Raw genomic sequence first — 21173 nt, forward strand, 5'->3', positions numbered from 1 at the left:
GTGAGGTCTGATATGAGAGCATTTGCAGTCGTTGCTGTACTAACTTACCTGCTTCTGGGTTCAGCAGATACTGTCCTCTCGCTGCAGATACTCTCTGGAACATTCACAAATATCACAAGCACAGCCGAAGGTATGATTTCCCTTCGGCAGCAAGAACATCTTCAAGTTACGGCCGATGGTATCCGGCATCTTCTGGTCAACACGGGAAGTGATTGCGCCCCGGAAAGCCTGGTGTTGATGAGCGCTCCCAGGGAAGCAACGCAATGGCGCGTCTCTTTTTCGCTGCGCGATACCGACCAGGCATCCTCGGGAGATATATTGCTTGAAAATAACAGGCTTCATATCGTCTACAGGGATCTGTATGGAGCCATCATTTACGCCGAAACGACCTATGATAACCAGGCCGGGACATGGGCGCCGGTTCAAACCCGGGTGGTAACAGGCGGTGGAGAGCGCGCACGGGCTCCGACGCTGGCTGTGGACTCGAATGGCAGGGTCTATGTCGCTTACACCGTTGTCGACTTCGTTGTAACCATTCACATGGCCTACAGCGATGATCCTCTGGATGTATGGTACGACAGCGGTTTTTCCTGGGGAAGCGAAAATTCCCTGGGTGCCAAGTCCGCGAGGATGATTGTTTCCGGCGAAAAAATCGGTTTAATCTATACTGATGTGCGGTTTTGGCTGGGGCGGCTGCAAAACATGATGAAATGGTCGCTTCTCGAAGGAAATGACCCTGCAACCGGCTCATGGTCTGATACGATTATCAGTTTTGGGACAACGGACGACCACGATCCCTTTGGCAGTCATTTCAGTGCGGTAACCAACGGATCGGGCAATGTCTATCTGGTCTGGGCCGTGGACAGAAGTATCCGATATTTTCGTTATAACGGTACAACCGGCGAGTGGTCTTCAGTACCGATTTTCGGAAATAGTTTTCGCACCGCGTACCTGCAGATCAGCAGGCATGTCGACGGTCGTCTGTATACTATTTTTAATGTGGGAAGCTATCTGGTGGTGATGGAAAGTGCAGACGATGGGAAAAGCTTTTCGTTCCATTCGTTTTGCTGGCATAGTATCCAGTGGTGGCAGGACTGGAGTAATCCCCGGATGGAAACGCCTTCTGTCTTTTTCGACCAGTTATCCATTCTCCAACAGGTCGGTATACAGGATCCCGCCCTACCTGAGGTTCAGGTTCTGTTCCAGTACCAGATGGTTCCCTGACATGTGAGGCTGACTTGTTGGTCAAAGTCGCGCCTCGGCACGAAACTTTATCCGGTTCTGCAACGAGCTCAAGACGCTCTCTCAGGTGTCAGAGTTGGTCTACTATGCAGTGATAATGTTATTGATACCTCGGATCGGTTCGGTGCGCGTGGAGTCGTGACGGGCTGTCTCCATCATTGGGTTAAGGGAATCTCCTTCTCGTTTCAGCAGTTATTCCTCGCCACTGTCTAGCAACTGGTTGTCCTGGCAGTTGTTTCCTTGCATTTTTTCAGCCGTCTGGCCCGATTTTGGCCAGAGTCGTGATGGGTATGTTTTGCGCTCCCTGTTCTTTTTGCAGGAAATTCGAGATGTGCTTGCGCTGTAAAGAACAGGCGTATAAAGAGGGCCGTAACAAGTAGGTACTTTCAGTAAGATGCAGGCCGGGGAAGCACCACTGAAAATCAAAATCAAAGTTCAGAAAACCGGAATTACGGAACATTATTCCGCAAACACGGACTATATGTCTAGGAGTTCTGTTTTCCGGCCCGTTTTTTTCTTGCTTCTCCGTCTCAGGGCTGTCAGGCCAGCCAGGCCTGTCCCCATGAGTATCATCGAAGCTGGTTCCGGAACTGGAGCGGGATTGACGGTATCTGTATCGGCCGAGAACGTGAAGGACATGGGTCCTGTCCAGCTTGAAAGATTGGGCTCGATGGTAAGGGTACGGTAGAGGTCATCCACGGGAGCTGTCCCGACAAGCGCCACTGCGTTGGAATACGTGGCAAGTGTGCTGGAATCAAAAAGAGATTCAGAAAGAAGATCGGCAAACTCGAAGGGCCAGCCACTTCCTGAGTTGGGAGTGCTGGGATAGAGTATCGGATTTGAAGCATAGGTTCTGGTGCCATCAAAGACAAAGTCGCCGCTGCCGGCATCCAGCGTCAGGCTGGTAATAGCCGTGTCACTCTCAAAAGCCCACGGAGAAAAATGGGACGAATTCGGATAAGTGGATCCGTTTTCCACTTGCAGGCTCCAGTTGTTCCCAAAGGCCCCGCCTGAACCGGAACCAAGACTTTGCCACACTGCGGTTTCCATCGTGCCATCACTGAAGGTGACGCTGACCTCCATTCCTTCCATGTCATCACCGTATGTACCTGCACAGACGACACTATCTATGTACCAGATGGTTCCCTCCTCATAGGTGATGGAAACCGCAGCAGCCGTTGATGTATAGAGCAGCGCAGCACCAAGAAATATGAACATGATATGATTTTTCACGACGTTGTTTCCCCTCACTAAGTGATTACCTGGTCTTCTCAACTTTTTTCTTTGTCTTTATTGCTTGCACAAAATAGACCAAAAAACAAAAAAACAATCCGCAACGCTCTCAAGGAAACTCTCGCTTTTCCCAGATGACGAAAGCGTAAGTGTTAAAGAGCCACATTTTTCTCGGCTGTCACGGCCTGGTTCTTCGGCTGGCTGCTTCAGCCGTCTGCCTTGACCGCCGAGAGCCGATTGGCTGAACCTGAGGGTGGCGAGGCGATGGGGCTGAGGGGTGACCAGGGTATGTGCTGTCGGTCAATTATACGTCGGACTGCATGCCAGGGGAGGTGCAGCAGAATACTGTTATCGATTCAACGGTTCGTTCTTGACAATTTTGGAAACCTTCCAAGGGTTCCATTTATCCATATAGGACACTCGGTGGAAGAGTTCCATGATGTAGGCATAAGTTCTGACTGTTCTCAGGAAGAGACCGGTGTACAGCGGCATAAGTGGAATAAAGGCGATGAGCCGTTTTTCTCGTCTGCGTATTGTTTTTCCAAGCAAGGCAACCGCGACAAAAAATTCCAGAAAATTTGCCAGGCTGTAAAGAAACATATTAATGATAAAAAAAATTTCAACCTGGCTCCGGCCGATTATGAATACCTGGGCAATATATATCCACCACTTGATGTCAAGAAGAAGATTGAAAACGATGTTGTCTGCCGAAGCCAGGAAATTTTTTATGTTGAAACTCTTGGATGGCAGCAGAATATCCCTGTGCCTTCTCACTCGAAAACGGATGAGAGAACGGTCCCAACGGAAACGTTGCCTGGCGAGTTTGGTAAAAGTATCCGGACAATTGGTATAACAGATTGCATAAGGTTCATGTACAACCTTGTATCCGAGTTTACGTATCTTGAGTGTGATGTCTCCGTCCAGACCGGGGCCGACATCCCAGCCGTAAATCCGTTGTAGAATATCGCGGCGAAAGGCGCCATGGGCTCCGGCGATGATTCGCAGGATGCCAAGTTCCGAGGAGACGGTGCGCCCCGTGGTAATTGACTTTAAGTACTCTATAGCCTGCAAGCGGGTCGCAAAGCTGACATCCGTGTTTGCGACCCGGACATCTCCGCCTACAGCACCGACATGTGTGTCCATGTAAAAGGGCAGCAGAATGGTTTCTATGGCATTATGTTTCAGGTGGGAGTCGGCATCCAGATGTATAATATATTTTCCCCTGGCATACCTCAGGGCCGTGTTGGCCGCCGAGGCCTTGCCTCCACGGATTTCATTGCGGAGAAAAAGATCTATTTTGCCTTCTCGCTCCAGCTTGCGACATATGACGGGAGTGTTGTCATCAGAGCCGTCGTCGACAATGACTGTTTCTATGTTTTTGTAAGTCTGATTGGCAAGAGATTCGGCCAGTGCCGGAATATGCTTACCCTCGTTTTTACCGGGAACGATCACAGAGACTAGCGGGCGTTCGCGATACAACTTCCTGCGGGCTAATTTATATCTGATTTTTCTGAGTCGCCGTTTGGGGATGTAGACGAGCAGGACGACAAAATCCAGAAACAGGTATCTTGTCATGTCGACTAAAAAGAAAGGCCAGAAATAGGCCAGCATTTTCATGAGGGTCAAATCAGCGACAAACTCGCCAAGGGAGTCAAGCAGCATAATGGCTAAGTACTTTCTCCAGGCAGGAGTCCGGATCAAGGTCAGGCGTGATCTGCCAGATGGCGAAATCTGCGTCAAATGTGATATCGAGGTTGGTCTTGAGCAGGCTGCCTATGCGTTCCTTGATTCTCTTGAGAGCTCGCTCACCGTCCTCTGGAGTCGTTTCAGTCAGGATAATCAGGAACAGTGTTTCGTTGCGCATGGTAAAGAGATCAGAACTGCGGAGGTTGGCCTTGAATGCTTCACTGATCTCATCGAAAATTTCCCGGGTGCGTTTCCCCAGCCTGGTGTACAGTTCCTCGATTCCGCCTAACCGAAGTGCTGCCAGCGAACTGACTGTTACACCGTATCTTTGTATTCGCGCCTGCTCGATACGGAAGAATTCCTTGAACGCGCTGAACGCAAGGGCATGAACTTTACTTTCAAGAATGTTTTGAAACAGAGAGTCCATGCCGTAACTGGCGGCATTTTCTCCAATGGCTGTGATTGTGTAGGATTTGATGGAGCGTTGCACCTGATTCTCCGGCTCCGTTTCCCGATGGCAATTATAACAGGAAGTCATAACCCCGGCTTCCTGAAAAACATTGCCGCACTGGTTGCAGTGGTAGACAATAGAGGTTTTGTCATAATCAACCCCTATGTGATTCAGGGTTTTGTCACATTTGGGGCAGATCAGTTCATTACCTTGCCGGTATTCGGACAGTCCCCCCACATAGGCGCACTTGAAATGGTGAATCAGCTCATCTGTGACAAGGTCGCTGGATCCACAATCAGGACAGGTTTCGAAAAAATTCAGGAAAGCGCAACCGCAATGGGTACATGAGTAGGCGGAACCGGTGAATGTGCCTGAAAGCAGTCGTTGTGTTTCAAGGTACTCCAGAGTTTCGAAGATTCCGTTGTCAGGTTTTGGGAAAAGAGGCTGCAGGGCCGGAAAGATGTATCCGCTCAATGCCTGCACGGATGGAATCGGTTCCGCTGTCAGGTTGCGGGAGGCGATAAAGCGCAATATCTTGAAAGCGATATTGGTATCATTTTGATTAGGTTGGCCGGTGTACTGGTGGATTTTTTTGTTTATCCCCTCGAGCCTGGCTGTCCAGCTTTCGAGCTGTTCATGCAGGGAATGCCCCATCGCCTGAATGGCCCCGTCCGCAGACTGGAGAATGTTTTTTGGCACCGACTCCGGGCCCGGTAAAAAAAGTACCGGTCGCAAGTACAATGCAGGGTCGACCATACGACGTATCCGGCAGAGCTGCCGGTAGGCGGCATGCGGATCGGAGCAGTCAATCAGGAAAAAGGCAACCTTCTCATCGTCAACTGACGACAGGCTGTCAATATCTGCCACAGGAATGTCCACGGGTGGACGTGGCATGTTGGACGATGGGATGAAAACCGCAGTTCTCATAGCTTTCTCCCTCTGACCTTGAGAACAATCCGATCGTATTTCTGCCAGATTTTCTCTTCTTCCGGATCAAGAGGTACGAGTTTGATCCGGATCATGGTTGATATGGGAATGTAGTCCTTGCGTTGCCGCTTTGCTACGGCCTGTGCCGATGAGCTAATCTCGTCCACCCGACCGATACTCTGATAACGGTCAGGAAAAATAATGGTCATCTGGCTGCCGGGAGTAATGTATTGCAGATATTTTTCTTTTGTGTATGCATCAATATATACAGGAGCCTTGTCTGCAATAAGGACAAAAAGTGGCATTCCGCTGCGTATATATTCATGTTCCTTTGCCTTGACCAGATAGACCATGCCGTCAAATGGTGCGATAATCGTTTCATAGCGGCAGGAAGGGTCTGGAGGCTTGGATAGCAGTTGCTGTAAGGTGACAAGTTCTTCCTGGCGGACGGTGATTTCCGCTTTAAGAAGTTGTACCTTCTCCCGAAGTTTTTCCTCCTTGGCAGTCTGCTTTTCCATTTTGCGACGGGATGAGGCGGAGCCAATCTCCAGGGCACGGTACAGGATTTCGGTATCCGCTCTCTGGCCTGTTGATTTCAGCTGCTCTTGAAGAATGGCCAGTTTTGCCCGCATCCTTTTGATGTCATAGATTAATTTTTCTATTCTCAGGTCAGGGCTGTCTTCGCATTTACCTGGCCGGGCTATTTGCGCCAGTACTTCTCCTTGAACAACAAGGTCACCTTCGGTTTTCGCAAGTTGAACAATTTCTCCTCCCTTGACACTGCTCAGTACGGTTTTCTGGTGTTCAACCTGTCCCCGGCCTGTAAAAAACACTATTCGCATGGCCATCAGGTATAACACGCCAGCGACAATGGAAAAAAGTGCCAGGAAATATATGAACTGGGTAATTCGTGGCAGTATGCGGGTCGGAGGTTTTCCTTCCGGAAGATTATTGAAATAGCTTTTCCGGGTGCGGAGTTTCATGGTCTACAGTTGTCTTTTGAAAAAACGTTCTGAACTGGTGAATTCCGTACTGTGTTATTCCTGTGGACAAGACGAGCTTGTCTATCATCTTTTCAAGGGCCCATTCATCCCTGAAATCAGACGCCCGTAAAACAATCACCAGCTTGCTTGATGCTATGTTATCCAAAACAGTCTGCAGCCGTCGGGTTAGCACGTCCGGATCTGTCGTGCCATAGGCCATCACATACACTCTGTCTGCAATTGAATCAAGCAAATGGTACGTTTCTGCAGGGAAATGGAGGGGCACGTCCACGCTTAGCCTGCGGTCCAGAAGGCCCTGTTTGATTTTTTCGAGGAACTCGATATACCATTCGAGATATTCCTTCTTTTTCTGGCGAAAACCAGGCAGGGTATGGGGTTCTACATCAAGATGGACAATGCCTGTCCGTTCGGCGAGGGTTACGGCACGTGCGAGAGCAGTTTCCTGATTTTCCGGAAAGATCCAGTCAGGTTGACCGGTGAGCATTTCCACCCGGATATTATTTTTCTCTGCCATTGTCAGGAAATCCGTTATCTTGCCAAAAGAGCTTTTTGTGCTGGCAGAAAGCAGGACTCTGTCAATCTGTTTTGCCTTGAGAAAATTAATCAGATTTTCATTGCTTATGGCACTAAAGCCAGCAGACCAGATGTAAATACTGCGATCTCCCAGGCGCGCCCTGTTCAGGCCGGGCGTCAGACTGACTTTTTGGACCAGGTCAGAGCGATAGGGCAGAGCGGACGCAAGAAACATCTCGTTAACCCTTCTGTACAGCTCCTCCTTGGCGCGCAATAACTCGATTTTGGCATCCAGCAGTGTGAGCATTCTCGTTATGGCCACCGGCATAAGCGTGTCGGCACCCATTTGCAACTCCAGTAAGGTTCTTCTGAACCTTTCCCGGGCCTGTGCCTGACGATAATGTGCCCGGACAGTCCGGCGCAGCTGTTCTCTCAGGCTGGCATGGGCAGCTCTGGTTTTGGCAATCCGTTTCCAGAGCAATAGGGATTTGTTCCGCTCAGCCTGCAACAGCCTGAGTCTCAGCTCGTCGGTCTGCCTGTCGTAGAGAGGTATGCGAAATCTCAGGCCCGTGACAAGGTCATCCCCTGACGTAGTGCTGTTGTTGATATCGAAATTCCGACGAACGAAGAGGCTCAGTGAATCAGGTATGTCGGCATCATCTTCGGCCTTGAGCCGTTCCTTTTCCAGGTTTGTGAGCATCTCCGGTCGGTTGTCGGATAAAATGGCCTTGATCATGCCCGACAAATCCACGTCAAGCAAGGGTGGCGAATAAAGATTTGTAGTGGCTTTTTTGGGAGTGTAATCCTGATTCAGGTAGGTAAGTTCCTGCCTGGTCAGAACAAGATTCTCTTCCGAAACAAAATAGTCGTCAAGAAAACTCCAATTGCTGAAATAGGCTCGCCGTTCTATTGGATAGACTTTTTCAAGCAGTTGCAGTTTCATCATCAGCAGAATGGTGAGTGCCTCTGAAAAAGATTGATTGATATTGTAACTCCGGCATCTTCCCTCCCTCTCGTTCTGTCGCATATCCTGCTGAATTTCTGCTATCTGTGCCCTGTACTCCAGTGCATCAGCCTTTTTGCCATACTGGAGGTATCCGTTCTTCAGAACGTCCCATGAGAGTTCAAGGTTTGCCGAACTGTCATCGAAGCCGCCCTGGTCCGAGCCCTCATTGGCAAGATCCCCGGTCGCATAGTATCCCCGGAGTTCAAGACCGGTTCTTCTCCTGATTTGAACGGCCTGTTCGCGGAGGATATCGGCCCCGAAAGTATGTTTCTCTTCGTTTCCAAGGCATGGCGCCGTGAATATTTCATCCACGGTTGTCATGGGTTGTTCGGTGGCAAATTGACGATCGAACTGTTCGTTAAGCGATAACAGCAGATCCATGAATTGCTGATGCTCGGAGGGATTCGAGGAAAGGCACATCGCCGGCCAGAACACAGTGAAAAAAAGAAGTGCTGTCAGGCCGGGAGGCAGGGAGAAGGGGCTTGATTTGAGGCGGTTCAGGGAAAGCATGTCGTATGAACTGTAGCCAGCCGGTCCTGAAAAATATCAGTTACAGACTGTTCGAAGCCTTGTCGGCCGAGTCAGTCCGCTGAAGCAGAACTTTGCTCATCTTGTCAATAGGAGTAATAACCTAATAATTTAACGAAAAAAATTAATAATGAAATGGATCCCCACTGTCAAGAAAGAATTACTGAAAAATAAGGCGATTTTCAGCGCTCTCCATCATTTCATGTGGATTTGATGATAACGGATCAAATCCACATGAAACAGCCAGAAGTCTTTTCATTTGACCACTTGGATCCCTTCCAGCTTCCAGTTTTCCGTGCCCACAGGGCGGGCCCAGGTCCATTTTTCGGCAAACTTGACCGGCTCGGTCATGCTCCCTTCAACCACCTCGCCTGTGTTTTCATCCACCGTGTAGTCCAGCAGGTTGGCGGTGAAGAGGATTGTGACAAAATCCTCACCGTCCACACAGCCTGCATCAACAATCTCCACCTGGCGGATGGCGATGGATTCCAGCTTGTTGATGATGCCTTTCTGCCGCATTTCGGCAAAATGATGGGCATATTCGCTTGCAAGCTCTTTGCCGAGCAGGTGGCCGTAACTGTCAAGGTCGCGACGCATCCATCCGGCCTGGACCTTGAAAAAAACGTCGGATGCCACTTCCTTGAAATGATCCGGATCAAAGCCTGGGTCATGGGCCCGGATTTCGGCAAGACCTGTTTCCACAGGATTGGCCGGAGGCGGAACCGGTGGTACAGAGCTCCCCGGTTGTCCCGTGTTTGCACGGGCATGCATGTCTGAGAAAGATCCCTGTGTCGGCGGGGGCTGGTAGCCAGGACTGCTGTTTGCCGTTGGCCTGGCCATGAACCGGCGATACATGAAATATCCGATAACGCCAAGGATCAGAAGCGGCAGGATGCCCATGCCGGAGCCACCCATGCCGAACATGGATCCAAACAGCATACCACCCAGGGCACCGCCCAGTAATCCACCGGCCAGTCCGCGGCCAAAGCCTGATCTGTTGCCGTTTATCTGCTTGGATGGTCTCGGCGGAATGTTTTTTGTTGGTGCGATCCGCTTGAAAGATCTGCCACCTCCCCGGGAACGGGCATCGGCATACTGGGCGGTAAGGCCGGCCTCCATGAAGGCCAGGGTGAAAAAGATGAGTAAAAACGGGGTTAAACGCCTTAGGTGTGTATACATGTGTAGTTTCCTGTAAAGTTGAAGTATGAGGTACACCAGAAGTAGACTGTACTACCTGGTTGTCGGTTTGTCATGGTTTTGGGTGCATTTAAACCAATGAATGGTGAGAGGAATCCCCCTTGTCCCTGGTTCTATCGTGAGACTGGAGGACGGCCTGGTCTGGCTTGTAACCGCTGTGAGCTGTCAGGTCGTGGAGTGGCCCGATGGCGGGAAGGTCAGCAGGAGCCCGGAGCCCATGGGGTGGATTTTGCCGGGCAGGGCGTCGGACAGGCTGGAGATGGCATGGGTTCCTGTGCAGTGGCCGGCGTAGACTTCCGAGAAGCCGAAACGGGTGATGGTTTGCAGGGTTTCCTCGATGTGGTTGGGTTTGGCTGATTTCAGGTGCAGGCCGCCGATGAGAGCGTGGAAGCGGTTGATCCCGAGGTTGACGGCGATGTGGTCGCAGGTGTTTTCGAGTCCACTGTGACAGCACCCCAGGATAAGCACCGGCCCATACCCGGTTTCCAGTACCAGGGCGGTATCGTCAGGGATGGTATCGGTCGTGCGTCCCAGGGGATCCAGGTAGAATCCCTGGATCGGTTCGAAGTTGCCCGCCTGGCGGGTGATATTGGTGACCATGGTCAGGCCGGGGCCGAGGCGGGCGGTATCTGAGACCGGGATGAGCTGGCTGGCGAGCCGTTGTCTGTTCACTGTCCTCAGGCCGATGGCGCGCGGTGGACTGCAGCAGGAGCAGGCATAGCGGCCGGTCATGACAGCTGGATGTCCGTAGATTGGACCCGTGAAATCCGTTTCCCGCCACAGCCTGTCCAGCCCACCAGTGTGGTCGTAATGTCCATGACTCAGGGCCAGGCCGGAGAGTTGGGCCAGATCGATTCCCATGGCACGGGCATTGTCGAAAAAGATGCCGCTCTGGCCAGTGTCCCAGAGCCACCGGTCGCCCGAATCCAGGAGGATGACCAGGCTCAGGCCATGCTCCCGGGCAAGGTGGTCGTCCAGGGTGTTGTTGTCGATGAGGACGCCGATTCGGGGCATACCAGTGGCCGGTCGGGTCGGGGTTTATGCTGATTTCATGGCCTTGATAAAGCTGTCCGCCTCCTCCATGGCCCTCTCCATTTCCAGGATCAGCCGGGACACATCCGTCTCTATCCGGGTCAGCTCGGTCTGGAGCGAGGCTATGGCCCGGGCGTTGAGGTTGTGCTTGAGGAAGAGGACCTGATCCCTCAATGGCTGAAGGACCGGCTCGATCTTGGCCTCGGCCTTTTTCATGGCCCGGATCAGTTTGGCGTACTGCCTTCTGGTCTGCCGAAGCTGTTGTTCACTGGCCTGGCGCAGGCTGGCGCTTGAGTATTGATCAAGTTCGGCTTCCCATTCGTCGAACAGGGCTTCGGCCACATTCTCCACGGCTTCGATACGGTGGCGTACTTCTTTGGCCTGTTTTTCTATCCGTTCCAGTTCATCTTTGAGTTCAAAATATTTTTCCTCCAGGGCCCCGCCCTGAAAATTGACCACGCTGCTGAAATGTTCCAGGGCCGAGGCAAACTGTTCCTTGGTCTTTTCCTGGCTGTCCCGGGCGGCCTGGACCCGATCGACCAGGATGTCGCGCTTGTGGACGCCGACCTTTTCCATGGCCCCGTAGTAGACGTTGCTGCAGCCGGTGAAAAGGAGAACAAGGGTACAGATCAGGATGGGTTTCAGGGAGTGTGACATAAAGAGCTCCTTGGCGGTGGACGGTATTGGCCCGGACTTTTTACCGGTCCATTGCTACAAATGGAACAGGGAAAAAAATATCGCATTTTCCAGCAGGCTGCAAGCGGATGCTCAGAAGCGACTGGCCAGCGCCAGCCGGATGCCCAGGGCGACCAGAACCGTGCCCATAACTTTTTCCGCCCAGTGTCCAAACCGGGCGACCCCCCTCCGTATCCGCGAGTGGGTCAGAACCATGCTCAGGCCGCAGAACCAGGTGGCGGTGGCCAGTGCCATGTACAGGCCGTAGAAAAGCTGGATGCCAGGAGGTGTATCCGGGTTGATGATCACCGAAAACAGGGAGAGAAAGAACAGGGTGGCCTTGGGGTTGAGGACGTTGGTCAGGAACCCGATCCGAAAGGCCTGCCAGGCGGTATATTCCCTGGTCCGGCCGGAGACGACCTGGCCCGTGGTCGGGGCATCGGGCCTGGCCCGGAGGGATTTCCAGCCGATGTAGAGCAGGTAGGCTCCTCCGGCCAACTTGATGACGCCAAACACCTGGACTGAGCGGGATATGATCAGTCCCAGGCCCAGCAGGGCATAGGCCACATGGACCAGGATCCCGGTTCCGATCCCGACACTGGTCCAGAGCGCTGCCCGGCGGCCGGCCACCAGGCTCTGGCGCAGGACCATGGCAAAGTCCGGCCCCGGGCTGGCAACCGCCAGCAGGTGCACCAGGGCAACGGTCATGAATTCGCCGAAATATTCCATCAGGAATTCTCTGTTGTTACAGGGTAATCCTTGGGGTCCAGCCCTTTCAGGGCCTTCATGGTGGTCTCGAAGCCAACGGTGATCGCTTCCTCGGCCCGGTCGAAATCGAGCAGCCGGATATGACCGAGCCGGGGCTGGATCAGCAGATTGGGGGGATCCACCACCAGCCTGGCTTCGGTGATGTGTTTTTCCACGATATTGATGGAAGCCACCAGGACCTCGTAGATGCTTGGCAGGGTTTTTTTCTGGTTGTGGTTGCCGCTGATCTGCAGACTGTGGTTCAGGCCGAGCATGGCCAGCCGTCGGTTCAGCGCTTCGACCAGCCGGCTGGTCGAAGCGGCAAGGAGGTGCTCCTTCTGGGGGTCAGAAGGAGGCTTGACCGTCCGGGAGGTGATGTCCTGGTGCAGGTCCACCGCGATCACGTAATCTGCGCCGGCCAGCCTGGCCGCGCTGACCGGCACCGGGTTGACCAGGCCGCCGTCAACCAGGTAGCTCTCGTTGTACGGCACCGGGGTGAACATGCCGGGAATGGCGATGGAGGCCCGTACCGCCTGGAGAATATCCCCGGAATCCAGGATAACCTCGCCACCCGAGCTCAGGTCCGTGGCCACGGCGGTGAAAGGCAGGGGCAGATCCTCGATCCTGTCCCTGTTGTTCAGCATCTGCCGGACAAAACCGTTTATCTTGGAGCCGTCGATAAGCCCGGAACGGGGAAAGACGATATCCAGGTAGGCGATCACCTGTTTCCAGTCCATCTCCAGGGCCCTGGACCGCAAATCCTCTATGCTGCCGGCAGCATAGATGGCACCTACCAGGGCGCCGATACTGGTGCCGACCACCTGGTGAATGGCGATATTCGCTTCTTTGAGAGCGGCTATGACGCCGATATGGGCCCAGCCGCGAGCTGCGCCGCCACCGAGTACCAGGGCTGTCCGCATGTTTGTCTCCTGTCAGGGGTTAACTGGTCTGGCGGGATTGTAACACAGCAGGGAGAATGTGTCACAGGTTCAGGATGAAAGGGAAGCTTGCGGGGTGTTGATGTCCTGGCTCATACGATTTTTTTGGCTTGCCGCTTTACGGCTTTTGTTCTTCATTATACCTTTGCGGAGAAAAGGGGAAGGCTGTTCTTGTGTAGCAGCGGGTATGATGCATGGGGTTTTGTTTCCCGGTAAAGCATGTTGCCCAAAGCAGACAGTCAACCTGCCCGGAAATACAAAAATGTCTTGCCTATCAAGGAAAGTTTATTACATTTCCTCAATCTGTGAAGCCGTTGTTTTGGTCCGGTTTCGGCGCCCTTGCACGGCAAGGAGTTCCTGTCGGAGCGAGCCGGTCCCGGCGGCAGGGCGGATCAGAGAGGATTGTTGGCGCAGGAACTGCCAGCCTGTGCGTGCCTGGAATAACAAAGGAGATGCATCGTGGGATTTGACAGAGATAAACTGTGGCTTTCCGGAAACGAAGCCATTGCGCTTGGAGCCTGGGAGGCTGGCGTGCAGGTCGCTTCGGGCTATCCGGGAACGCCTTCCACCGAGGTCATGGGGAACCTGGTGAAATACGAAGGTGTATACGGCGAGTGGGCACCCAATGAAAAGGTGGGTCTGGAAGTGGCCATCGGCGCCTCGTTCGCCGGGGTCCGGTCCTTGGCCACCATGAAGCATGTGGGGCTCAATGTGGCTGCCGACCCGCTCTTCACCGCCTCCTACACCGGTGGCCGGGGCGGGCTGGTCATCCTCAATGCCGATGATCCGCAGATGCATTCTTCCCAGAATGAGCAGGATAACCGCAATTACGCCTTTGCCGCCAAACTGCCCATGCTGGAACCGTCCGATCCGGCCGAGGCCAAGGCCATGATGCTGAGCGCCTATGAGTTCAGCGAGGAACTGGACTGCCCGGTACTCTTCCGGATAACCACCCGGATCGCCCACGTCAAAGGAGTGGTGCCCAGGGGCGAACGTGTGGCACCTGCCACACCGTCCATCGAAAGGATGCCGGCCAAGTTTGTCATGCTGCCGGGTAATGCCCGGGTGCGCCGCGGGGTTGTCGAGGAGCGGATGGCCAGGGCCAGGGAACTGGCCGAGACCCTGCCGGAAAACAGGGTGGAGGACGGCGATCGTTCCCGTGGGTTCATTTGTGCGGGTACGTCGTATAACTATGTGAAAGAGGCCTTCCCGGGGGCAGCGGTGCTCAAGCTGGGCATGGTCTGGCCCCTGCCGGAAAAGATGATCCGCGAATTTGCCGCCTCGGTGGACGAGCTGATTGTGGTGGAAGAGCTGGATCCCTTCCTGGAAAATCATATCAAGGCCATGGGTATTGCCTGTCGGGGCAAGGACCTGATTCCGGCCCAGGGCGAGCTCAACTCGTTTATTGTCCGGAAATCCATTGAGCCGGAGTCGGTGGGCGAGCTGTTCGCGCCCCTGGAGCTGCCCATGCGGCCGCCCAACATGTGCGCCGGCTGTCCCCATCGGGGTATCTTCTACGGCCTGTCAAAGATGAAGGATGTCTTTGTCTCCGGTGACATCGGCTGCTATACGCTTGGTTTTCTACCGCCGCTCTCGGCCATGGACTCCTGTGTGTGCATGGGGGCCTCGGTGACCATCGCCCACGGCATGGCCAAAGCCCTGGGCAAGGCCGGGGAGGGCAAGCTGGTGGCGGTCCTTGGTGATTCCACCTTCATGCATTCCGGTATCACCGGCCTGATTAATACCATCTACAACGAATCCTATGCCTCGGTGATCATCCTCGATAACCGGATCACCGCCATGACCGGACACCAGCAGAACCCGGCCTCGGGCAGGAATATCAAGGGTGAGCCGGCCAATGCCATCGACCTGGAGAAACTCTGCGAGGCTGTGGGCGTGCGTCGGGTTGTAGTGGTCAATCCCCATGACATCAACGCCACCCGCAAGGTGCTCAAAGAGGAGATCGAGTCCACCGAGCCCTCGGTCATCATCAGTCGCGCTCCATGCGTGCTGCTGCCCGAGGAACGGGCCCGAAAAAAACCGGTCTACTATACGAACCTGGATAACTGTACGGGCTGTCAGGCCTGCGTCGGCCTGGGCTGTCCGGCCATCAGCTGGCATCCGCTCACGCCGGAAGAGGCCAGGGCCAGGGGCTACAGGGAAAAACAGAAAGGCTATGCCGAGATCAACGAGGTGCAATGCAATGGTTGCGGTCAGTGCGCGTCACTGTGTAAGTTCGAGGCCATCACCTGCCGGGAGGAAAACTGATGAAACAGGGCGGTAATATACTCTTTTGCGGTGTGGGTGGTCAGGGAATCCTGCTGGCCAGCGAGATTGCGGCCTATGCCCAGCTGGCGGCCGGCTTTGATGTGAAAAAGAGCGAAGTGCACGGCATGGCCCAGCGCGGTGGTTCGGTGGAAGCCCACCTGCGGTACGGTGAGCGGGTGTACTCGCCGCTGATCGAACCGGGCAAGGCCGATATCCTGGTCTCTTTCGAGATCCTCGAGGCAGCCAGGTATCTGCCCTATCTGCACAGGGGCAGCGCCGTGGTGGTCAACACCCAGAAAATTCTCCCTCCGGCCGTGGCCATCGGCAAGGCCAGCTATCCGGAAAACATTCTCGATGAGCTGACCTCCCGCGGCATCAATGTGGTGCCGGTGGATGCCTTTGAGGTGGCTCGGGACATCGGGGAACTGCGGACCGCCAATGTGGTCATGGTCGGCGCCATGTCCCATTTCCTCCCCGTGGAACCCCAGGTGTTCCTGGAGGTGATCGATAGCAAGGTCAAGGAAGCATTTCGCGAAGTCAACAAGAAGGCGTTTCTGGCCGGACGGGAACTGGTCGGCTGATCGGGCCGGGCGGCGGGAAAGCGGAGACGGATCAGTCCCGCTTCGGTGACGGGGTGGTACCCGTGACCACAGATGGTGACAGGAGCCGAGTAACAGGTTACAAGAGGAAGTTATGAACTGGGAAGAGATCGAAACATTACCACGTGAGGGGCTGGAAGCCATTCAGCTGCGGCGGCTGCAGAAGCTGGTGCACCGGGTCTATGACAAGGTGGCGCCCTACCGGGCCAAGATGGATGAGGCCGGGGTCAAGCCCGGCGATATACAGAGCCTGGCCGATCTGCGCAAGCTGCCGTTCACCACCAAGGATGATCTGCGCGACAACTATCCGTTTGGCCTGTTTACAGTACCCATGGAGGAGGTTGTCCGGGTACATGCCTCGTCCGGCACCACAGGCAAGCCCACCGTGGTCGGCTACACGGCCGGCGATATTTCCATGTGGGCCGACGTCATGGCCCGGGCTCTGTCCATGGCCGGGGTGACCCGGGGTGACATGGTCCATAACGCCTATGGATATGGATTGTTCACCGGCGGCCTGGGTGCCCATTACGGTATCGAGCGGCTCGGGGCCACGGTTATCCCGGTTTCCGGCGGCAATACCAAGCGGCAGATCACCATCATGCGGGATTTCGGATCCACTGTCCTCCTGGCCACGCCCTCCTATGCCCTGAACCTAGCCGATGCCATGGCCGATGTGGGCGTCTCGCCCGAGGAACTCAAACTCCGGGTCGGCATCCATGGCGCCGAGCCTTGGAGTGAGAACATGCGCGAGGAGGTGGAGCGCAAACTCGGCATCAAGGCGGTGGATATCTACGGACTGTCCGAGGTCATCGGCCCGGGCGTGGCCATGGAGTGTCTGCACACCGATCGGGGCATGCATATCCTCGAAGACCATTTTCTGCCGGAGATCGTCGATCCGGATACCTTTGAACCGCTGCCCTATGGCGAGGCCGGGGAACTGGTCTTTACCACCTTGACCAAGGAGGCCTTCCCGATCATCCGCTACCGGACCAAGGACATCTCCCGGCTGATTGCCGAGCCCTGTGCCTGTGGCCGGACCCTGATCCGGATGGAAAAGGTCACCGGCCGGACCGATGACATGCTCATTATCCGCGGCGTCAATGTCTTCCCGTCCCAGGTCGAGCATGTGCTCATGGGCATCGAGGGCGTGGAGCCCCATTATCAGATCGAGGTCAACCGCGAGGGTAACCTGGACACCATGTCGGTCCTGGTCGAGGTCAGTGAGCAGGTCTTTTCCGACGAGGTCAAGGTTCTGGAGTCCCTGGCCAAGAAGATCCAGGTGGAAATAAAAGACCTGCTCGGGGTGACCTGTGCGGTCAAACTGGTGGAGCCGCGGACGATCCAGCGCTCGGAAGGCAAGGCGCAGCGGGTCATCGATAACAGGAAGATTTAAGCGGGTGGGACGTTTATACCCCCTGGAGGGTTTGTCATGCGTGTAGAACAGATTGCGGTATTTCTGGAAAACAAGTCGGGTCGTCTGGCCGAGATCACCTCTATCCTGGCGGAGAAAAATATCAATATCAGGGCACTGTCCGTGGCTGATACCGCTGATTTCGGTATTCTGCGGCTCATTGTCGACAAGGTGGAAGAGGCCAAGCAGGCGCTGAAGGAAAACGGCTTCACCGTGGGCAAGACCAACGTCATTGCCGTGGAGGTGCCGGACCAGGCCGGAGGCCTGGCCAGCGTATTGAAAGCAGTGGAAAAAGCAGGGCTGAATGTGGAATACATGTATGCCTTTGTCAACAAATCCGGCGAGAACGCTGTGCTCATCTTCCGTTTTGATGACATGGACAAAGCCATTGAAATTCTGCAGGCAGCCGGTTTTACTATTCTCACAGGAGAACAGGTCTGTGCTCTGTAAAGGTCCAAAGCCCACGTTTTGACCTTCACAATTCAAACTTCATAGAGGGGGGATGTATGAAAGGAGTCTTGAAAAAAATCGTATTGGGATCCATGGCACTTTGTCTGCTGGCCACGCCGGCTGCCTTTGCCGGGGAAATCAAGGTCGGGGCCATTTTTGCAGTCACCGGGCCGGCGTCCTTTCTGGGGGCACCAGAGGCACGTTCCGCGCAGATGGTGGTCGATGAGATCAATGCCAGGGGCGGTATCAATGGCGACAAGATCGACCTGATCATCAAGGATTCAGGTGCCAGCCCGGAAAAGGCCATCTCCTTTGCCAAGCAGCTCATCGAAGAGGAGAAGGTCCTGGCGGTCATCGGACCCTCCACATCCGGCGAGACCATGAAGATCAAGATGATCGCCGAGCAGGGCAAGACTCCGCTCATCTCCTGCGGCGCCGCCGAGGTGATCGTCAATCCGGTGGCCAGCTATGTGTTCAAGACACCCCAGAAGGATTCGTTTGCCGTCAAGAAGATCTACGGCGAGATGAAGAAGATGGGGATCTCCAAAATCGCCGTGGTTGCCGGTAACACCGGTTTTGGCAAGGCGGGCAAGGCCCAGCTTCTCAAGATCGCCCCGGAATTCGGCATCAAGGTGGTTGCGGCCGAGGTCTATGACAAGAAGGCCACTGATCTCTCTGCCCTGGTTGCCAAGCTGATGTCCAACAAGGAGATCCAGGCCGTGGTCAACTGGTCCATCGTTCCGGCCCAGGCCATCATTGCCAAGAATATGCGTCAGGCCGGTTGGGATGTGCCGCTGTTCCAGAGCCATGGCTTTGGCAACATCAAGTACGTCAAGGCTGCCGGAGCGGCGGCCGAAGGCATCATCTTTCCGGCCGGTCGGCTGCTGGTGGCCGAGTCCCTGCCGGATTCCGATCCGCAGAAAGCCCTGCTGCTGAAGTACAAGAAGGACTACGAGTCCAAGTACAAGGAAGAGGCCTCCACCTTTGGCGGCCATGCCTACGATGCCATGACCATCCTGGCCGCTGCCATCGAAAAGGGCGGCAAGGACCGGGCCAGGGTTCGCGATGCCATCGAAAATCTGAAGAACTTCCCGGGGACCGGGGGCGTGTTCAGCTTTTCTCCCGAGGATCACAATGGTCTGGGCATGGACTCCTTTGTCATGTTGACCGTGAAGGACGGCAAGTTCGTTCTCTACGAGGGTAAATAACAAGGCGACCCCTGGCGGACAGAAGAGTATTCTTTTTCTCTTCTGTCCGCTTTTTTTTGCCATATCACACATGACAACAGAACTTTTCTTCCAATATCTCTTTGCCGGCATCACCTATGGCATCATGTATGCCATTGTCGGGATCGGATTCAATATCATCTACAACACCACCGGGATCATCAACTTTGCCCAGGGTGAGTTCGTGATGCTTGGCGGGATGATTTCCATTTCTCTCCTGCAGGTGGTGCCCCTGCCGGTGGCCATTGCCGGGGCCGTGGTGATCACCATGCTGGTCGGAGCCCTGATCGAGATAGTCTTTATCCGCTGGCTCGATAATCCATCGGTGCTGCGGATGATCATTATCACCATCGGTCTGTCCATCCTGATCCGGGAAGTGGCCCTCCACATATGGGGTGAATCCATCCGTTCGCTGCCCTATTTCTATGGTAATGAGATCACGACCATAGCCATCGGCCCGGCCCGGATTTCGCCCCAGGTTCTCTGGGTGATCGGGGTCTGCGGCGTGGTGGTGGCCGGGCTCAGTCTCTTTTTCAAGGCCACGCCACTTGGCCGCGAGATGCGGGCCTGCAGCGCCAACCGGACAGCCGCCATCCTCTGTGGCATCAACACCCGCAATATGGTCACCTTCTCCTTCATGCTCAGCGCAGGGATCGGTGCCCTGGCCGGCTGTGTCATGTCACCGATAACCTATACCCAATACGATTCCGGGACAGCGCTTGCCATCAAGGGGTTTACGGTGGCCATCCTCGGTGGACTCGGAAATTCCATGGGCGCGGTGGCTGCCGGCATTCTCCTCGGGATCATCGAGGCCTATTCGGTTTCCGTGGTCCCGCTGGCCTTTCAGGACGCGATCTCCATTACCATTTTGCTGATCATTCTCTTTGTCCGGCCCCATGGACTCTTCGGTTCCAGTGAAGCCGCGAGGTTGAAGGAGTTCTGATGCGTCGTTCCAAGTTTCTTCCCATTGCCGGCATTGTTATCCTGGTTGTCCTGGTCCAGATCCTGACCACGACCACAGGGACCCAGTATTATCTGACCCAGTTGACCATGGCGGCCTATTACGGGCTGGTTATCATCGGGTTGTCGGTACTCATGGGCTATGCCGGGCAGATTTCCATCGGCCATGCCGGCTTTTTTGCCATCGGCGGCTACATTGGCGCCGCCCTGACCACTCACAACCTCCTGGCCATGCAGGATTCAGGCATGGTGCAGTGGCTTGGCAGGCTCGGCGTGCTGATGGCGGGCCAGGATCTCTATGGCGAACAGCTGCTGGTGGTGTCGCCGTGGGCAGCCTGTATAGCCGCGGTCAGCGTGGCGGCGCTCATCGCCTTTGTGCTCGGTATCCCGGTGCTCAAGCTTAAAGGGCATTACCTGGCCATGGCCACGCTTGGCTTTGGCACCATTATCTATCGCATCGTCCTGGCCAGCGAGTATTTCGGCGAGGCCGACGGGATCTCCGAGGTGCCGGGATTCACGATCCTGCCTGCCCTCGGCGGCCTGGGTGGCCTGACGGTTTCCGGCAGCTTCGACCATCGGGTGGAGAATTACTACATTGCCTGGGCCATGCTGATCATCGGCCTTGTCCTGCTGCTCAACCTGATCGACTCCCGGGTTGGCCGGGCCCTGCGGGCCATTCACGGCTCCGAGGAGGCCGCCGAGGCCATGGGCATCGACACGGCCCGTTTCAAGCTCAATGTCTTTGTGCTCAGTGCCGTCTACGCGGCCCTGGCCGGGGTCTTTCTCACCCATTACAACGGCGGTATCGGTCCTTCCGAGGCCTCGGTGATGAAGTCCGTGCGCTATGTCGCCCTGGTGGCGGTGGGCGGTATGGCCAACCTCTGGGGCACCCTGATCATGGGCGTGGTGCTGACCTTTCTCTCCCTGCGCGGAATCTTTGGTTCCTATGACGATGCCGTTTTCGGGGCCATTTTGATCCTGGTCATGCTCTTTGCGCCCGATGGCATTCTGAGTCTGAACCTGAAGGCCCTGCTGGCCCGCGGAAAAAGAAAAAGTACGGATCTGGAGGGGCGTTAGGGT

General features: G+C 54.9%; 18 protein-coding genes. 8 read left to right on the forward strand and 10 right to left on the reverse strand.

Annotated features, from left to right (window positions below):
• Positions 1 to 12 precede the first annotated feature (12 nt).
• Positions 13 to 1224 (forward strand): hypothetical protein, encoded by a 1212-nt coding sequence (locus tag GF1_RS01585; protein WP_267927874.1) that lies wholly within the window; start codon positions 13 to 15, stop codon positions 1222 to 1224.
• A gap of 495 nt (positions 1225 to 1719) precedes the next feature.
• Here the strand turns inward: GF1_RS01585 and GF1_RS01590 are convergent, their stop codons facing one another.
• From GF1_RS01590 to GF1_RS01635, 10 genes are all read right to left on the reverse strand, one after another.
• Positions 1720 to 2475 (reverse strand): PEP-CTERM sorting domain-containing protein, encoded by a 756-nt coding sequence (locus tag GF1_RS01590; RefSeq protein ID WP_267927875.1) that lies wholly within the window; start codon positions 2473 to 2475, stop codon positions 1720 to 1722.
• A gap of 348 nt (positions 2476 to 2823) precedes the next feature.
• The gene (locus GF1_RS01595) at positions 2824 to 4137 is read right to left on the reverse strand and encodes a glycosyltransferase family 2 protein (protein WP_267927876.1); all 1314 of its coding nucleotides are present in this window, start codon (positions 4135 to 4137) and stop codon (positions 2824 to 2826) included.
• Entirely contained in the window at positions 4127 to 5479 is a 1353-nt protein-coding gene (locus GF1_RS01600) for a TackOD1 domain-containing metal-binding protein (protein ID WP_267927877.1), read from the reverse strand. Before GF1_RS01600 ends, GF1_RS01595 begins: the two co-directional genes overlap by 11 nt.
• Positions 5480 to 5535: 56 nt before the next feature.
• Positions 5536 to 6522 (reverse strand): HlyD family secretion protein, encoded by a 987-nt coding sequence (locus GF1_RS01605; RefSeq protein ID WP_267927878.1) that lies wholly within the window; start codon positions 6520 to 6522, stop codon positions 5536 to 5538.
• Positions 6488 to 8572, reverse strand: coding sequence for a TolC family protein (locus GF1_RS01610; protein WP_267927879.1), 2085 nt, complete (start codon positions 8570 to 8572; stop codon positions 6488 to 6490). Before GF1_RS01610 ends, GF1_RS01605 begins: the two co-directional genes overlap by 35 nt.
• 273 nt (positions 8573 to 8845) lie before the next feature.
• Entirely contained in the window at positions 8846 to 9769 is a 924-nt protein-coding gene (locus GF1_RS01615; RefSeq protein ID WP_267927880.1) for a Tim44 domain-containing protein, read from the reverse strand.
• A 183-nt stretch (positions 9770 to 9952) separates the two neighbouring features.
• On the reverse strand, positions 9953 to 10801 hold the full coding sequence (locus GF1_RS01620; protein ID WP_267927881.1) for an MBL fold metallo-hydrolase: 849 nt from the start codon (positions 10799 to 10801) through the stop codon (positions 9953 to 9955).
• Between the two features lie 24 nt (positions 10802 to 10825).
• Complete coding sequence (locus GF1_RS01625; RefSeq protein ID WP_267927882.1) at positions 10826 to 11476, reverse strand: DUF2959 domain-containing protein; 651 nt, start codon at positions 11474 to 11476, stop codon at positions 10826 to 10828.
• Between the two features lie 111 nt (positions 11477 to 11587).
• A complete protein-coding gene (locus GF1_RS01630) occupies positions 11588 to 12223 on the reverse strand; it encodes a LysE family translocator (protein WP_267927883.1) in 636 nt (211 codons plus the stop codon).
• Entirely contained in the window at positions 12223 to 13161 is a 939-nt protein-coding gene (locus GF1_RS01635; protein ID WP_267927884.1) for a patatin-like phospholipase family protein, read from the reverse strand. Before GF1_RS01635 ends, GF1_RS01630 begins: the two co-directional genes overlap by 1 nt.
• A 477-nt stretch (positions 13162 to 13638) precedes the next feature.
• On the opposite strand from GF1_RS01635, the gene iorA reads away from it, so the two are divergent.
• The 7 genes from iorA to GF1_RS01670 all read left to right on the forward strand — a co-directional run bounded on the left by iorA (position 13639) and on the right by GF1_RS01670 (position 21170).
• The gene (iorA, locus tag GF1_RS01640) at positions 13639 to 15447 is read left to right on the forward strand and encodes an indolepyruvate ferredoxin oxidoreductase subunit alpha (protein ID WP_267927885.1); all 1809 of its coding nucleotides are present in this window, start codon (positions 13639 to 13641) and stop codon (positions 15445 to 15447) included.
• Positions 15447 to 16028: an indolepyruvate oxidoreductase subunit beta gene (locus GF1_RS01645; protein WP_267927886.1), complete on the forward strand. Its 582-nt coding sequence runs from the start codon at positions 15447 to 15449 to the stop codon at positions 16026 to 16028. The genes iorA and GF1_RS01645 overlap by 1 nt, the downstream gene beginning before the upstream one ends.
• 112 nt (positions 16029 to 16140) lie before the next feature.
• Positions 16141 to 17439, forward strand: a complete 1299-nt coding sequence (locus tag GF1_RS01650) for a phenylacetate--CoA ligase family protein (protein ID WP_267927887.1) — start codon at positions 16141 to 16143, stop codon at positions 17437 to 17439.
• A gap of 36 nt (positions 17440 to 17475) precedes the next feature.
• Entirely contained in the window at positions 17476 to 17907 is a 432-nt protein-coding gene (locus GF1_RS01655) for an ACT domain-containing protein (RefSeq protein WP_267927888.1), read from the forward strand.
• 56 nt (positions 17908 to 17963) lie between these two features.
• The gene (locus GF1_RS01660) at positions 17964 to 19115 is read left to right on the forward strand and encodes an ABC transporter substrate-binding protein (RefSeq protein WP_267927889.1); all 1152 of its coding nucleotides are present in this window, start codon (positions 17964 to 17966) and stop codon (positions 19113 to 19115) included.
• Between the two features lie 70 nt (positions 19116 to 19185).
• On the forward strand, positions 19186 to 20076 hold the full coding sequence (locus GF1_RS01665) for a branched-chain amino acid ABC transporter permease (RefSeq protein WP_267927891.1): 891 nt from the start codon (positions 19186 to 19188) through the stop codon (positions 20074 to 20076).
• On the forward strand, positions 20076 to 21170 hold the full coding sequence (locus GF1_RS01670; RefSeq protein WP_267927892.1) for a branched-chain amino acid ABC transporter permease: 1095 nt from the start codon (positions 20076 to 20078) through the stop codon (positions 21168 to 21170). The genes GF1_RS01665 and GF1_RS01670 overlap by 1 nt, the downstream gene beginning before the upstream one ends.
• Positions 21171 to 21173 lie beyond the last annotated feature (3 nt).

This window comes from Desulfolithobacter dissulfuricans (genome assembly GCF_025998535.1).
Classification (GTDB): Bacteria; Desulfobacterota; Desulfobulbia; order Desulfobulbales; family Desulfobulbaceae; genus Desulfolithobacter; species Desulfolithobacter dissulfuricans.

Coding starts and splice junctions, on each gene's coding strand:
- GF1_RS01585 (WP_267927874.1), top strand. CDS start 13: ATGAGAGCATTTGCAGTCGTTGCTGTACTAACTTACCTGCTTCTGGGT.
- GF1_RS01595 (WP_267927876.1), bottom strand. CDS start 4,137: ATGCTGCTTGACTCCCTTGGCGAGTTTGTCGCTGATTTGACCCTCATG.
- GF1_RS01605 (WP_267927878.1), bottom strand. CDS start 6,522: ATGAAACTCCGCACCCGGAAAAGCTATTTCAATAATCTTCCGGAAGGA.
- GF1_RS01610 (WP_267927879.1), bottom strand. CDS start 8,572: ATGCTTTCCCTGAACCGCCTCAAATCAAGCCCCTTCTCCCTGCCTCCC.
- GF1_RS01615 (WP_267927880.1), bottom strand. CDS start 9,769: ATGTATACACACCTAAGGCGTTTAACCCCGTTTTTACTCATCTTTTTC.
- GF1_RS01620 (WP_267927881.1), bottom strand. CDS start 10,801: ATGCCCCGAATCGGCGTCCTCATCGACAACAACACCCTGGACGACCAC.
- GF1_RS01625 (WP_267927882.1), bottom strand. CDS start 11,476: ATGTCACACTCCCTGAAACCCATCCTGATCTGTACCCTTGTTCTCCTT.
- GF1_RS01630 (WP_267927883.1), bottom strand. CDS start 12,223: ATGGAATATTTCGGCGAATTCATGACCGTTGCCCTGGTGCACCTGCTG.
- GF1_RS01635 (WP_267927884.1), bottom strand. CDS start 13,161: ATGCGGACAGCCCTGGTACTCGGTGGCGGCGCAGCTCGCGGCTGGGCC.
- GF1_RS01645 (WP_267927886.1), top strand. CDS start 15,447: ATGAAACAGGGCGGTAATATACTCTTTTGCGGTGTGGGTGGTCAGGGA.
- GF1_RS01650 (WP_267927887.1), top strand. CDS start 16,141: ATGAACTGGGAAGAGATCGAAACATTACCACGTGAGGGGCTGGAAGCC.
- GF1_RS01655 (WP_267927888.1), top strand. CDS start 17,476: ATGCGTGTAGAACAGATTGCGGTATTTCTGGAAAACAAGTCGGGTCGT.
- GF1_RS01660 (WP_267927889.1), top strand. CDS start 17,964: ATGAAAGGAGTCTTGAAAAAAATCGTATTGGGATCCATGGCACTTTGT.
- GF1_RS01665 (WP_267927891.1), top strand. CDS start 19,186: ATGACAACAGAACTTTTCTTCCAATATCTCTTTGCCGGCATCACCTAT.
- GF1_RS01670 (WP_267927892.1), top strand. CDS start 20,076: ATGCGTCGTTCCAAGTTTCTTCCCATTGCCGGCATTGTTATCCTGGTT.